Below are 12,955 nucleotides of genomic sequence, written 5' to 3' on the forward strand. Positions count from 1 at the left end.
GTTTGCCAATCCGCACGCTTCGTTTCGCGCCTTGACATATGCAGAGTATCGATTGCAAAAAAATGCAATCATATATACGTAATTTATGAAAGCGAACCAATGCGGGCGCCGTCAAACGGACGCTAGGGCGATCCGGACATGCGCAAATCCAAACCGAGGTCAATGCCGTGAATCCCGAAGCCAACAAGGCGATATCTGAACTGCTTGAACGGGCGGGGGAGGCTTCAGAATTTCTGAAGAAGCTCGCCAATCCCAATCGCCTGATGATCGTTTGTGCCCTCGTCGACGGCGAGCGTTCGGTGCGCGCCCTCGAAGACCGCCTCGACATCCGACAACCGGGCCTGTCGCAACAGCTCGCCGAGCTGCGCGACGCCGGATTGATTGCCGGCCGCAAGGAATCGAAGTCGGTCTTCTATCGTCTGGCCGACGAGCGCGTCGCGGAAATGGTTGCGCTGCTCTACCGCATGTTCTGTGCGCCGGCGACCGCGCCAATTTCGAACGAAAAGCAGGAACAATGACTGAATTTACCCCCATCGCGTCGACAATAGGCGGCATCCTGATCGGCCTGGCGGCCGTGCTGCTGATAGCCTGGGAAGGGCGCATAGCGGGCATCAGCGGCATCGCCAGCCGCCTTTTGCCGCCCTAAGCCGACGGTGCTTTCCCGTCGCACCTCGGCTTCGTTCTCGGCGTGGTCGCCGCACCCCTGATCTATCTGATGGCATCCGGAAACGAGGTGCTCCAGACCGTTTCATCGAACCTGTCGCTGATGGCCATCGCCGGTCTGCTGGTCGGTTTTGGTTCGGTCTATGGCAGCGGCTGCACCAGTGGACACGGTGTCTGCGGGCTGTCGCGGCTGTCGATGCGGTCGCTGCTTGCCACCGTCACCTTCATGACCACGGCCTTCGTCACGGTTTTCATCGTCCGGCACGTCTTAGGAGACTGACCATGTCGTTTCTTGTCAATCTCGCGCTTGGCCTGGTGTTCGGCATAGGCCTCGTTGTTTCAGGCATGTCCGACCCGGCCAAGGTGTTGAATTTCCTTGACGTGACTGGCACCTGGGATCCGTCGCTGGCCTTGGTCATGGGTGGCGCCGTCATCACCGCATTCGTCGGCTATCGCCTTGTATTGAAACGCTCAAAGCCGTTGGCCGCTGCCGCGTTCCAGCTTCCGGCCAAGACGGAGATCGACTGGCCGCTTCTGTTGGGCTCGGCCATTTTCGGCATCGGCTGGGGACTTGGCGGCTTTTGCCCGGGGCCAGCACTGACGGCAACCACGCTCGGAGCTGCCGGCACATATGCCTTCCTGCCAATGATGCTTGTCGGCATGTGGCTGGCCAGGGTGTTTGAATCCAGGCGCGTCGCGGCACCGGCATGACCTGTTGCTGTGCCGCCGCGACCTTGCGGCGATCCAGTAACGACTAATATACGGGCAGGGTGGTCGTCAGCCCCGTTTGCGGAACGTGCTGAACTGGAATAGCTGCACGCTGTCCCATGGCGTCCTGTGTTCGTGGCGGCGCGTGTCGACGAGCTCGTAGCCGTCGCCCAGCAATGTGCCGATACTGCCGGCATCGTGCCTGACGATCGGCAGCCCGCTGCATTTCTCAGGACCGTCGGGTGCGAAAGTGCCGATGATCGCATGGCCGCCGGGCTTCAGCGCGCTGTCCAATACCGTGGCGTAGGTTTCCTGATCGCTGGCCTCGGTAAGGAAATGAAACGCGGCGCGGTCATGCCAGATGTCGTAGCCGCGGTCCGGCCGCCATGCGGTTACGTCGCTGCGGATCCAGGTCACGCGGCTTGCGTCCGGTCCAAGGCGCGCGCGGTCCGCATCAAGTGCTGCCTGCGAGATGTCCAGCACGGTGACATCGTCAAAGCCTCGTCCGAGCAACACGTCGACCAGATGCGAGACGCCGCCGCCGATGTCGATGACGGCTGATGCCGGTGAGGCGCCGACGAGCTCAAGCAGCGTCAGCGACTGCTCCGGCGACTGCTGATACCAGCTGACTGCGTCTTCGGCCTTGGTACCGTAGATGCCGTCCCAATGGGTTTTGCGTTGCCTGTCCGACGTCACGTCCTGTCTCCATGGCCATCATAGCAACAACAAGGCTAAAGCGCTTCCGCTGCCGCATACAGTCACTCGTTGTGATACGGATTGCTGCTCGACCTGCCAGCGGATTGGTTCGATGTAACCGACGATTTGCCGCGCGACGCACCGCCGACGCTTGCGCGCAACTCGGGCGTCGGAGCGCTCCAGTTTTCGATCGCCCGCTACCACAGCGGCAAACATCGTGCTGGCAACGTACACATTGCTATGGGGGTTGGCGATCCGGAAATAGCGCAAGAGCTGGCCGAGGCAACGCGGATGATCGGATCAATCGACTTTTGATCGTGACGTTCGCATTGTGAGTTCTGGGCGAAGTGCGACTTTGAGCCATGGCAAGGTAGCTGGTTCATCGCCGGGCAGCCAGAAGCTTGTGCCTGAACACTTCCGCTGGCGTTCTGAAGCCAAGACATTTACGTGGTGTCGCGTTGAGATGAGCACCCGCTTGCTTGAGGTGGCGGTCATCGAAGGGCAGTGGGTCGGTGTCACGCGACAGCCATTTGCGAGCGCGCCGGTTGGTGTTCTCGACGGTACCTTTCTGCCATCGAGACTGTGGGTCGCTGAACACCGAGGCCGGCCTGCAGGTAGGGCCAGTCGGTGAATTCCGTGCCGCGGTCGAAGGTGATGGAACGACGTGCTGCAGCGGGCAGGGGCGCCAGCGCCTCGATCAATCCATCCATGATCGGTTTTGACTGACGGTCGTTGTTGCGCAGGAAGACCGTGAAGCGACTGACCCGTTCAACCAGTGACGTCACATTGACCTTGCCGAACTTCTTGCGGAATTGCAGCAGGTTGCATTCCCAGTGCCCCAGCTGTTTTCTGTCCCGGACGATGTCAGGACGGTGCAAAATGCTCAATTCCGGGCTGAACCGTCGGCCATGGCGACGCCGCGCATAGCGCGGCCGGCGCCTGGCACGCGCTTCCGGCAGTGGCGCCAGAGCTTCATGTCGCGGCCGTCACTGGAATAGGCAAAGCGGTAGATCGTCTCGTGGCAGACGCGGACGCTGCTGCGCTCGCAAGCCACCGGCCGGCTATCTGCGCCGGCGACCAACCATGTTTGATCCGCTCGATGATTGCGGCCTGGAGCTGCGGATGTCGAACAAGCTTGCGATATCGCAGAAGTAGCCGGTCAGATCGGGCATCTCCCGATCCTCGAACTTGTTCCGCGCGATCTCGCGGAAGATCGTCGAGAGATGGCGTCCGCGCTTCTCAGCGATCGCGTCGACACTTACTCCGGCTTGGCGCCAGCGCTCGATCTTACGGCGTTCATCCAAATCGATCTGGGAGTAGGTGCGTCTCATCTGCGGTTCCTTGCGTGCGATAACCCATTGGTATCGCTGCAAAGTCGCACTTCAAGGTAGAACCCACCCGGCTACAAATTTAAGTCGCATAAGATAGATTATGGAACAATTCAACTTTTCAGAAACGCCGATTAGCTGGGTTTTTGCTGTTCCCGGTCGTCTCTGCAAGCTTGGCTGACGATCGGCTTGGACGCATTCGCCGCAATGCGCGTTATTGGCCGGCTGCGATGCCACTCAGGCGCGCGTCAAACTGTCGGCTTATCACTCTGTCGAAAATGGCATTTCGATCGTCATGCCGTCATAGGCCGGTTCGACATGTGCCGGCGTGGCGTCCATGACGGCGGCGTAGTCCAGCGGCACGTGCATATGGGTCAGCACGGCCTTGCTTGGTTTGAGCTTCCCGATCCACTCCAACGCCTCCGAGAGCGACAGATGGCTGACATGCGGCCTATGCTGCAAGGCGTCGACGACGAGCAGTTCCAGGCCCATCATCAATGTGACCGTCGCATCAGGGAAGTCACTGACGTCGGAACAATAGGCCAGAGGCCCGACACGGAAGCCGAGCGAGATGATGTCGCCATGGATCTGCGGCAGCGGCAGAAAGGTGAGGGCACCCCCCTCTCCCGTTATGACGAATGGTTGGTCGTGCGCGATCGCATGCGGCCGCACGATCGGTGGGTATGAGCTGCCCGGCGGCGTTTCGATGCAGTAGCCAAATGCCTGTTTCAGCCTGTCGAGCGTGAAAACGTCGGCCCAGATATCAACGAGGCTACCGCGCTCGAGCACATAGCCCCGGAGGTCGTCAATGCCGTGGATATGGTCGGCATGCGGGTGCGTGTAGACCGCGCCGTCGATGTGGCGAATGCCGGCGGCCAGCATCTGGGCGCGGAAATCCGGCCCCGTGTCGATGACGACGCGCGTGACGCCGGTGTCGGAAATGCGCTCGACCATGGCGGCCGCGCGGGTGCGCCTGTTCTTCGGGTTTGTCGGGTCACAGGCGCCCCAGTCGCCGGTGATGCGCGGCGTGCCTGGCGACGAGCCGCAACCCAGAATGGTAAGGCGCAGCACGTCGGCCATGGCGTCAGGCTGGCCTCGGCATCTTGGTGAACAGCCGGAAGAAGTTGGCTGTGGTGATGTCGGCGATTTCAGCTGCGCTGACACCGATGGTTTCGGCCAGCACTGCAGCCGTCTGCGCCACGAAGGCCGGCTCGTTGCGTTTGCCGCGATGCGGCGGCGGCGCAAGGTATGGCGCATCGGTTTCGACCAGCAGCCGGTCGCGCGGCACGTCCTTGGCGATTTCGCGCAGCTCGGCCGAGTTCTTGAACGTCAGGATGCCGGAGAACGAGACATAGCCGCCAAGCGCGACGCCGATGCGCGCCAGCTCGGCCCCTGACGAGAAGCAGTGCAGGATGAAGGGGAAGGCACCCTTCCCTGTTTCCTCCTTGAGGATATCAGCCATGTCGTCATCGGCGTTACGGGCGTGGATGACCAGCGGCAATCCGGTTTCCCGGGATGCCGCGATGTGCACGCGAAGCCCTTGGGCCTGGGCGTCGCGTGGCGACTTGTCGTAGAAATAATCGAGGCCGGCCTCGCCGATCGCCACAACTTTCGGGTGCTGTGCCAGCCGGACCAGATCTGCGGTCGTCACGTCGAGTTCTTCCGCAGCGTTGTGCGGATGGGTGCCGACGGAGCAGAAAACTTCGCCGAATTCTTCAGCGATCGCAAGGATTTGTTCGAAGCGCTTCACGCGCGTCGAGATCGTGACCATCCGCTCGACGCCCGCCGCCTTGGCGCGCGCGATGATATCGGCGCGCTCCTCGGCGAAATCGGGGAAGTCGAGATGGCAATGACTGTCGACCAACATTTCTGCCGGCCTCAGCTTTCCGCTGCCTGTTCGACATAGCGCGGGAACACCGGCTGCGGTGCCGGCAGTGCCGCACCCGAGACCAGCGCATGCGCGGCGTCGACATGGACGAAGTCCCGGTCGGTGACTGCAAGCAGGTCGAGCAGCTTGGTTGCCGAGGCCGGAATGAACGGCTGGCACATGATTCCGACGCGACGGATCACCTCGGCCGTGGTCCACAGCACCGTTTCCATGCGCGCCGGGTCCGTCTTCTTCAGTGCCCAGGGCTCCTGTGCCGCGAAGTAGCGGTTGGCCTCGGCAACGACGGCGAAGATCGCGGCGAGGGCGTGGTGGATGCCCTGCTCCGCCATTGCCTTGCGCGCCGTCGCCAGCGCCGCCACGGCCTGGTCGAGGATCGCCTTGTCGGCCTCCGCCAATTCGCCGCGCTGCGGCACCACGCCATTGCAGTTCTTGGCGATCATCGACAGCGAGCGCTGCGCAAGATTGCCGAGGTCGTTGGCGAGATCCGCATTGGTGCGGTTGACGATTGCCTCGTGGCTGTAGCTGCCGTCCTGGCCGAACGGAACCTCACGCAGCAGGAAGTAGCGTACCTGGTCGAGGCCATAATGTTCGACCATGGTGAACGGATCGACGACGTTGCCGAGCGACTTCGACATCTTCTCGCCGCGGTTGAACAGGAAGCCGTGGCCGAACACCCTCTTCGGCAACTCGATGCCGGCGGACATCAGGAAAGCCGGCCAGTAGACGGCATGGAAGCGGACGATGTCCTTGCCGATGATATGAACGGCAGGCCAGTAAGCCCACTTCTCGGCGCTGGTGTCCGGATAGCCGAGCGCCGTGATGTAGTTGGTCAGCGCGTCGACCCAGACATACATCACGTGCTTGTCGTCGCCGGGCACCGGCACGCCCCAGTCGAATGTCGTGCGCGAGATCGACAGGTCCTTCAGACCCGAACGGACGAAGCTCGCAACTTCGTTGCGGCGCTCGTTGGGGCCGATGAAGTCGGGCTTGCTGTCATAGAGCGCCAGCAGCTTGTCCTGATAGGCCGACAGGCGGAAGAAGTAGCTCTCCTCCTCGACCCATTCAACCGGCGTGCCCTGCGGGCCATAGCGCACATTGTCGGGACGGACTTCGGTCTCTTCCTCGCCGTAATAGGCTTCGTCGCGCACCGAATACCAGCCGGCATAGCTGCTCTTGTAGATGTCGCCCTTGTCAGCCATCGCCTTCCAGATCGCCTGGGAGGCAGCATAGTGACGCTCTTCGGTGGTGCGGATGAAATCGTCGTTCGACGCATTCAGAAGTGTTGCCATCTTCTTGAATTCGTTCGAATTGCGGTCTGCCAGTTCACGCGCGGTGATGCCTTCGCGGTTGGCCGTCTGCAGCATCTTGATGCCGTGCTCGTCGGTGCCGGTGAGGAAGAAAACATCCTTGCCGTCATGGCGCTGGAAGCGGGCAAGAGCATCGGTTGCGATCAGCTCGTAGGCGTGGCCGATATGCGGCTTGCCGTTGGGATAGGAGATCGCGGTCGTGATGTAGAATTTTTCGCGGGACATGGGTGGGCCGTCATGAATGTCGGATTGAAAGGGTCGCGGTCAGACAACGCATCGGCATGGCGTTTGCCATCCGGCTCGGACGAGCGTCACATTCGCAATGCGGCATTCAAGCGGTCGATCATGGCCAGGACGTGTTGTTTCTTGTCGAGATTGTAGGTCTCGGTCTCGGATATCGCGTTTTGCGCGTCGTGCCAAGCATCGGACAAGGCGTTGGCCCGTGAAAGGTCGGAGTTGTAGGCAGCTTGCGTCGCCGTATCCGCCAGCAGGTCGAGCGCGCGGCGATTGAAGACGTCGAACTGGATGGCGCTGTCCCTGCCCGCCACCGCATCGGCGAGCTTGTGCGCGGCGCCGATGTCGTTGCGTCCGGACCGCACGATCCTGTCAAGCGCTTCGGCGATCTCCAGCCCGCCATACTGGGTGAGCAGGATGGCAGCGCGCACGCTGCCCCCTGCCCGCTGCACCAGTGCCGCGCGCGCCTCCGGCTCGTCAGGCGCCGGCTGATCGGTGCCGGCAAGGGCTGCCAGCAGCGCATTGTCGTCGAGCGGGGTCAGGCGGATGGTCTGGCAGCGCGAACGGATCGTCGGCAGCAGACTGCCGGGCGCATGGACGATCAGGACGAACAGTGTACGCGCCGGCGGCTCTTCAAGGTTTTTGAGCAGCGCATTGGCGGCATTGGTGTTCAGGTCGTCGGCCGGATCGACGATGACGACACGGTAGGCGCCATCATGCGAGGTCATCGACAGGAAACGCGACACTTTTCGGATCTCGTCGACTGTCACGACCGACTTGAAACCCTTGGTCTTGTCGTTCTGCGGCCGCGTCAGGTGCAGCACCGAAGGATGCGCGCCGGTGGCAACCTGGCGGAACAGTCCCGACTTCGGGTCTGGATGCGCGAGCTCTTCGGGCGCGCTGCGATAGTCGGGATGACGCAGCAGATGATTGGCGAGGTGAAAGGCCAGTGTCGCCTTGCCGATGCCTACCGGGCCGGCGAGGATAAGGGCATGCGGCAGCTTGCCCGAGCGATAGGCCGCGGTCAGCATCGCGGCCGCCTGTTCATGGCCGAACAGGCGCGGGTTTTCGGCCGGCTCGGCAATGCCGTCGAGCGTGTCGTGTTGTTCGGGGGCGATCCGTTCGAACATCAGGCGTCGGCCCTGGCCCGGCTGCCGGCAGTAGCGCGCGCCTCGAGGGCGGCGAAGACGGCGTCGGTTATCTGGTGCTCGACCTCTTCCTGATCCTTCGATGCGTCGATCAGGATGCATCGTTCAGGTTCGTTCTCGGCGATCGCCAGATAGGCCTCGCGCCGGCGCTGGTGGATCTCGACGGTCTCCTTCTCGAAACGGTCTGCCACATCCTGTCCGCGCCTGGCAGTGGCGCGCCGAAGGCCTTCAGTCGGGTCGAGATCGAGGATCAGCGTCATGTCGGGCATCATGCCATTGATTGCCACGCGCTCGACAGCCGCCATGAAGTCGGGATCGAGGTCGCCCGTAACCCCTTGGTAGACACGCGACGAATCGAGAAAGCGGTCGCACAGTACGATGGCACCACGCTCGACGGCCGGTCGGATCACCTGCTCGACATGGTCGGAGCGCGCGGCAGCAAACAGCAGCGCTTCCATTTCCGGTCCGAATGGCTCGGCGGCACCCGACAGCAGCACATGGCGCACCGCTTCGGCTCCGGGCGAGCCGCCGGGCTCACGCGTAACCAGAATGTCATAGCGCTTGTCGCGAAGCTTGCTGGCCAGGCGTTCGATCTGGGTCGACTTGCCTGCGCCCTCGCCGCCTTCGAATGTGATGAAGAAGCCGCGCGCCAAACCAATGCCTTTCTGTCCGCTGCACCGCACGTCATGCCGCACGAACGGCCTCACGGCATATCTTATGTAGGTGCCGAAGCTCTAGCGTCGAGAGCCGCAAAGGTCCACCCGAACTATCTGAGCCAGCCGACCGCGAGTTCCTTGACCGCGTCGAGGGCACGGCTTTGCAGTGAACCTACTTCGACAGCCTCTGCGGCATAGAGCGGGGTTTCCTGGCTCAGCGTGTCGCCGATCCAGACCTTGAGCGAGCCGATCGGCGTTCCCTGTGCAATCGGAGCTGCCACCGGGCCGTCATAGACGATGCGTGCCACGAGCCGCTCGCGATTGGTAATCGGTAAAAACAGCGAGATCGGCTTCTGGGCCACCAGCGCGACATGCGATCTGGTGCCGCCAAACACCTGCGCTTCGCCGACTGTCTCGTTGGCGGCAAAGATCTCCGACTTCTCGAAGGATCGCATGCCCCAGTCGAGCAGCTTGCGTGCTTCCTCCGAGCGCTCGCGGTCGCTGGCAAGGCCGGCCATGGCGGCAAACAGCCGCCTGCCCTCTCGGTTGACCGAGCCGACGATGGCAAAACCCTCGCCTTCGGTGAATCCGGCCGCCATGCCGTCGGCGCCGATGTCCATGGTGATCAGCGGATTGCGGTTGCGCTGCAGGATCTTGTTCCAGTTGAACTCCGGTAGGCTGTAATAGCGGTAGAACTCGGGATATGTGCGCCAGATATGCAGGCCGAGCGTGGCAAGCTCGCGCACGGTGGTGGTCTGGCCGGGCGCCGGCAGGCCCGTCGAATTGACGAATGTCGACTTCTGAAGCCCGATCTCGCGGGCGCGTTCGGTCATCTGCAGGGCGAAATTGGCTTCCGAGCCGGCCATGCCTTCGGCAAGCACGATGCAACCGTCATTGGCGAGTTGTACAGTAACGCCCTGGATCAGGTCCTCGATGCGGATCTGCGACTTGACCGCGGCAAACATCGTCGAGGCACGCGATGCGGCGCCACCGGTGCGCCAGGCGTTTTCGCTCACTGCAAAGGTGTCGTCGAGCTTGTAGCGGCCCGACTTGATGGCGTTGAACACCACCTCCATGGTCATCAGCTTGGCCAGCGAGGCCGGAGCCATCGGCTTGTCGGGATCCTTCGAAAACAGCACGGTGCCAGTTTCGGCATCGATCATGTAGGCTTGGGTGGCCTTCGTTTCGAACAGCTGAGCCTCAGCCTGTCCTGTGAAGGCAAGCGCTGCAAGCAAGCCGATCATCAAGCTGAGCGGCGCGGATAGTCTGAAATTCATGAGAGATACTGCCCCGTTCGGCCCCGTTCCGGTCGAGCGTCGTGAACCTATCAGTCTTCGATCGATGGGATCAACCGTGGCGGGGCAGATAGCCACAGCTCCGCAGGCGCGAATGCCTTAATCGTGAACCGCAAACGCGTCGGGTGCGCCATGCGACCAGGCCGCCTTCAGCATGGCGTCGATCGAGGTCTTGCCATCGGGATAAAGGTCGACCGAATACCAGGTCTTGCCTTCGAAGTCGGACTGCTCGACCAGGGTACGACCGTAAGCCGATAGCGCCTTCGCGATACGCTGGGCTTCTGCGCTGTCCTCGAACGTGCCGGCTGCGACATAAGCTTCCAGCTTCTGCTCGGCACGCGGCCCGGGATTGAGGCGTTTCCAAGACTCGACGATGTCACTCGACGTCATCGAATTGCCTGCAAGTGCGTCGAAGGCGCGGGTCGCAGCACTCTCGCTTTCGCTGGCGTAGCCCATGGTGGCGAGCGCCACGCGGGTTTGCGGCACCATCATACCGTCGGGACGTTCAGGCGCGATCGGCCCGAAATCCGGCAGCACGACGTCGACGATGCCCTGCCCTTGCGCAGCCACAGCCGGCTGTTCGAACTGGACCGCCTGGGCGGCAAGCGTGTTGGCTGGCGCGCTGGCCTGCTGGATCATTGCAGGCGCTGCGTTTGTGGTCATCGTGCCCGGGAAGGCTGCCGCCTGGCTGACGCCGACGCTCGGCGTCGGACCGTTCATGGCAATCATCACGCCAGCCGGCAAGCCGTCATTGATCGGATCGGCCATGCCCTTCCCCGGGCGGTAGGACGCCAGCAGGTACTGGTCGTCGCGGCCGTCGAGCGGTGCCCGACCGACATATTCGACTTTCACATTGGCCGTGCCGCTGTGGGCATAGTCGAGCATCTCGGCGGCGCGCTTGGAGAGGTCGATGACACGGTCGTTCGAATAGGGTCCGCGATCGTTGATGCGCACGATCACCGATGAGCCGTTCTTGGTGTTGGTGACGCGCGCATAGCTCGGCAGCGGCATGGTCGGATGCGCCGCAGTCAGATGCGTCATGTCGTAGATTTCGCCATTGGCGGTCAGGCGGCCGTGGAAGGCGTCGCCGTACCATGAGGCCGGGCCCATCGCGGCGTAATTCTTGTCTTCCTTTGGGTAGTACCACTTGCCGCGCACCTTGTAGGGCTTGCCGGTCTGGTCCCGGCCGCCGCCGCGCGGCAGGTTCGACATTGCTGTCGTCACGCGCGGGCTTGCCTTCACGCCATATTCGGACTCGGCGAAATATTCCTTGGAGCGCTTCTTGCCGGCGACTGTGGTCGGCTTCTGGGAGGCGCAGCCGGCAATGAACACAGCGGTCGCTGCGAGAATGCTGATCGTGGCTGCGCGCCCAAGGCGCGTCCGCGTCGAGTTCTGCATTGTCGTGAAGTCCCCTGCCAGTCTACTCCGGCCCTGCCAAACGATCGCAGTGCCGTCACGCATAAAATGGAGTTAGCTCGCGCACCTATCCCCAGTCCCCTATGTGCGCAGCTAATGCTTGCCAGCCTATTAATCGACTGTGGTCCGAAACGGGCGGGATTGTGGCGTAATTGCGGCGCTTGCCCTCGAGTAACTTGACTTCAACCAAGTTCGCCGTGGCAGAACAAGCGCAGCGTCGCAGCGTAAGAAAGCTATTATTTTCAGGTCATTATGGCAAAAAACATAACAAGAAGATAATCCACTTCGACAGCTGAAGCGGCCTCATTGGCTGTTTGGGTTCCGATGGCAGGAAAACTGACGACTACCTTCACGCCGGGTTTGTTGTCTTCCAGCGTTGTCGAAGCGCGGTGCAGATCGGCGATTGCGTGCGCCAGGGTTGCGGCGCAGTGTTGCCAACCGGTTCGCCGAAGCCGGATGCGCCACTTGCCGCCCAATGACGATGTTGGGCGTTTCTCTTCTTGTTTAAGATTCGCGGCGTTGACGGCGAGCTAAGGAAAGCTATAAACGCGGCACTCGTGACCAGATGGTTGCAAGCCCAGCGCAAGCCGATCCGATCTTCTCGGACCAGGCAAATAGCACAGCGGCTGCAATGGTTTGGAGAGATGGCCGAGTGGTTTAAGGCAACGGTCTTGAAAACCGTCGAGGGCGCAAGTTCTCCGTGGGTTCGAATCCCACTCTCTCCGCCACATGCCATTGTAATCATTAACATTTTTTTTGATCAGATGAGGGCGCTCCCAAATGCGGCCCCAACTCGCGGCTAGCTTGCGTTCCTCACCATGGAATGATTCATTTAACGCCCCCGGCCAGAGGCACAGGCATGAGCGACGCGCAGAGCCCGGTAGCGACCAACAGCACGACCACGATGTTTCCGGGTACATTCGAGGTCAGTCCATAGTGGAGTATGTATCCGCCGGTCTGGCGATTGGCTCGGCTGGCTTGTCTGAAGCTGTAATGCTGCCAATTCGTAGGGTCATGCAAAAGCGGCTCAATATGCTCGAAGAGATCTTGATTGCCCAGCTGCGTAGCGGGCTTATTGATCCCAACGATGTCATCGAGGAAGACCGCCTAGCCTCTTTCGTGCTGCGTGTTCGTCGCGCGGCTCTGGAAGGTGTCGCTCAAAGAAAAATCACGATCATTGCCCGCTACTTCTTCCGCCATGCAACGACTGCGAGTTACCAAGAAGACAAGATGGCGGAGTATGCTGCCATCACTGAACAGCTCACAGATGACGATATGCGATGTCTAGCCGCGGTCCAGGGCGGCCGAATTGCAGGCTTACTTAAGCAGGATATCGATCCGCAGACAAAGCGGAGCAGGTTCGAAATTCCTTACGATATGGATACCCGGGGGGCATTTGAAAACAGGCGCGATTTTCGTCACGCCGTTCTTGCATTGATCAGATTCGGGTTCATCGACGTCTCTTCCGTATGGGGTGGAATGGCAATTCATGTCACCCCGCGCTTTCTAGCGTATCTAGACGAACTAGAGCTTAAAGATTGGGCGGCCTAGCCGACTACGATTGCAATCAACAGTGCCTAGAAAACGTTGAAACCAAAGCAACAGCAATTGCATGC

At 61.4% G+C, this 12,955-nt stretch carries 13 protein-coding genes, 1 tRNA gene and 2 pseudogenes; 6 read left to right on the top strand and 10 right to left on the bottom strand.

Annotation, left to right across the window (positions count from 1 at the left end):
• Positions 1-167 precede the first annotated feature (167 nt).
• From IG197_RS00950 to IG197_RS00960, 3 genes and pseudogenes are all read left to right on the top strand, one after another.
• Entirely contained in the window at positions 168-518 is a 351-nt protein-coding gene (locus tag IG197_RS00950) for a helix-turn-helix transcriptional regulator (RefSeq protein WP_067961920.1), read from the top strand.
• A pseudogene (locus IG197_RS00955) lies at positions 515-943 on the top strand (YeeE/YedE family protein). The gene IG197_RS00950 and the pseudogene IG197_RS00955 overlap by 4 nt, the downstream one beginning before the upstream one ends.
• Before the next feature lie 2 nt (positions 944-945).
• On the top strand, positions 946-1,374 hold the full coding sequence (locus IG197_RS00960; protein ID WP_192316365.1) for a DUF6691 family protein: 429 nt from the start codon (positions 946-948) through the stop codon (positions 1,372-1,374).
• A 66-nt stretch (positions 1,375-1,440) separates the two neighbouring features.
• Here IG197_RS00960 and IG197_RS00965 read toward each other — a convergent pair whose 3' ends face one another.
• Positions 1,441-2,067 carry a trans-aconitate 2-methyltransferase gene (locus IG197_RS00965; RefSeq protein ID WP_067961926.1) on the bottom strand — a complete coding sequence of 209 codons (627 nt, stop codon included), beginning with the start codon at positions 2,065-2,067 and terminating at the stop codon, positions 1,441-1,443.
• Between the two features lie 81 nt (positions 2,068-2,148).
• Here IG197_RS00965 and IG197_RS00970 point away from each other — a divergent pair, with 81 nt between their 5' ends.
• Positions 2,149-2,382 carry a hypothetical protein gene (locus tag IG197_RS00970; protein ID WP_192316367.1) on the top strand — a complete coding sequence of 78 codons (234 nt, stop codon included), beginning with the start codon at positions 2,149-2,151 and terminating at the stop codon, positions 2,380-2,382.
• 64 nt (positions 2,383-2,446) lie between these two features.
• On the opposite strand, the pseudogene IG197_RS00975 reads toward IG197_RS00970, so the two are convergent.
• The 9 genes and pseudogenes from IG197_RS00975 to IG197_RS01015 form a co-directional block, all read right to left on the bottom strand.
• Positions 2,447-3,398, bottom strand: a pseudogene (locus tag IG197_RS00975) (IS30 family transposase).
• Positions 3,399-3,659: 261 nt separating this feature from the next.
• Complete coding sequence (locus tag IG197_RS00980) at positions 3,660-4,475, bottom strand: MBL fold metallo-hydrolase (protein ID WP_192316369.1); 816 nt, start codon at positions 4,473-4,475, stop codon at positions 3,660-3,662.
• Positions 4,476-4,479: 4 nt separating this feature from the next.
• Positions 4,480-5,262, bottom strand: a complete 783-nt coding sequence (locus IG197_RS00985) for a TatD family hydrolase (protein ID WP_067961932.1) — start codon at positions 5,260-5,262, stop codon at positions 4,480-4,482.
• An 11-nt stretch (positions 5,263-5,273) separates the two neighbouring features.
• Positions 5,274-6,815, bottom strand: coding sequence for a methionine--tRNA ligase (metG, locus tag IG197_RS00990; RefSeq protein WP_067961934.1), 1,542 nt, complete (start codon positions 6,813-6,815; stop codon positions 5,274-5,276).
• An 86-nt stretch (positions 6,816-6,901) separates the two neighbouring features.
• The gene (locus tag IG197_RS00995; protein WP_192319520.1) at positions 6,902-7,957 is read right to left on the bottom strand and encodes a DNA polymerase III subunit delta'; all 1,056 of its coding nucleotides are present in this window, start codon (positions 7,955-7,957) and stop codon (positions 6,902-6,904) included.
• On the bottom strand, positions 7,954-8,625 hold the full coding sequence (tmk, locus tag IG197_RS01000; RefSeq protein ID WP_192319522.1) for a dTMP kinase: 672 nt from the start codon (positions 8,623-8,625) through the stop codon (positions 7,954-7,956). The genes IG197_RS00995 and tmk overlap by 4 nt, the downstream gene beginning before the upstream one ends.
• A gap of 113 nt (positions 8,626-8,738) precedes the next feature.
• On the bottom strand, positions 8,739-9,872 hold the full coding sequence (locus IG197_RS01005) for a D-alanyl-D-alanine carboxypeptidase family protein (protein WP_067961938.1): 1,134 nt from the start codon (positions 9,870-9,872) through the stop codon (positions 8,739-8,741).
• Positions 9,873-10,022: 150 nt separating this feature from the next.
• The gene (locus tag IG197_RS01010; RefSeq protein ID WP_192316370.1) at positions 10,023-11,321 is read right to left on the bottom strand and encodes a septal ring lytic transglycosylase RlpA family protein; all 1,299 of its coding nucleotides are present in this window, start codon (positions 11,319-11,321) and stop codon (positions 10,023-10,025) included.
• A gap of 260 nt (positions 11,322-11,581) precedes the next feature.
• The gene (locus IG197_RS01015) at positions 11,582-11,815 is read right to left on the bottom strand and encodes a hypothetical protein (RefSeq protein WP_192316372.1); all 234 of its coding nucleotides are present in this window, start codon (positions 11,813-11,815) and stop codon (positions 11,582-11,584) included.
• A gap of 162 nt (positions 11,816-11,977) precedes the next feature.
• On the opposite strand from IG197_RS01015, the gene IG197_RS01020 reads away from it, so the two are divergent.
• Both IG197_RS01020 and IG197_RS01025 read left to right on the top strand, forming a co-directional pair.
• A tRNA-Ser gene (locus IG197_RS01020) sits at positions 11,978-12,067 on the top strand.
• Positions 12,068-12,275: 208 nt separating this feature from the next.
• Complete coding sequence (locus IG197_RS01025; RefSeq protein ID WP_192316374.1) at positions 12,276-12,890, top strand: hypothetical protein; 615 nt, start codon at positions 12,276-12,278, stop codon at positions 12,888-12,890.
• Positions 12,891-12,955: the final 65 nt, after the last annotated feature.

It is taken from the genome of Aminobacter sp. SR38 (assembly GCF_014843375.1).
GTDB classification, from domain to species: domain Bacteria; phylum Pseudomonadota; class Alphaproteobacteria; order Rhizobiales; family Rhizobiaceae; genus Aminobacter; species Aminobacter ciceronei.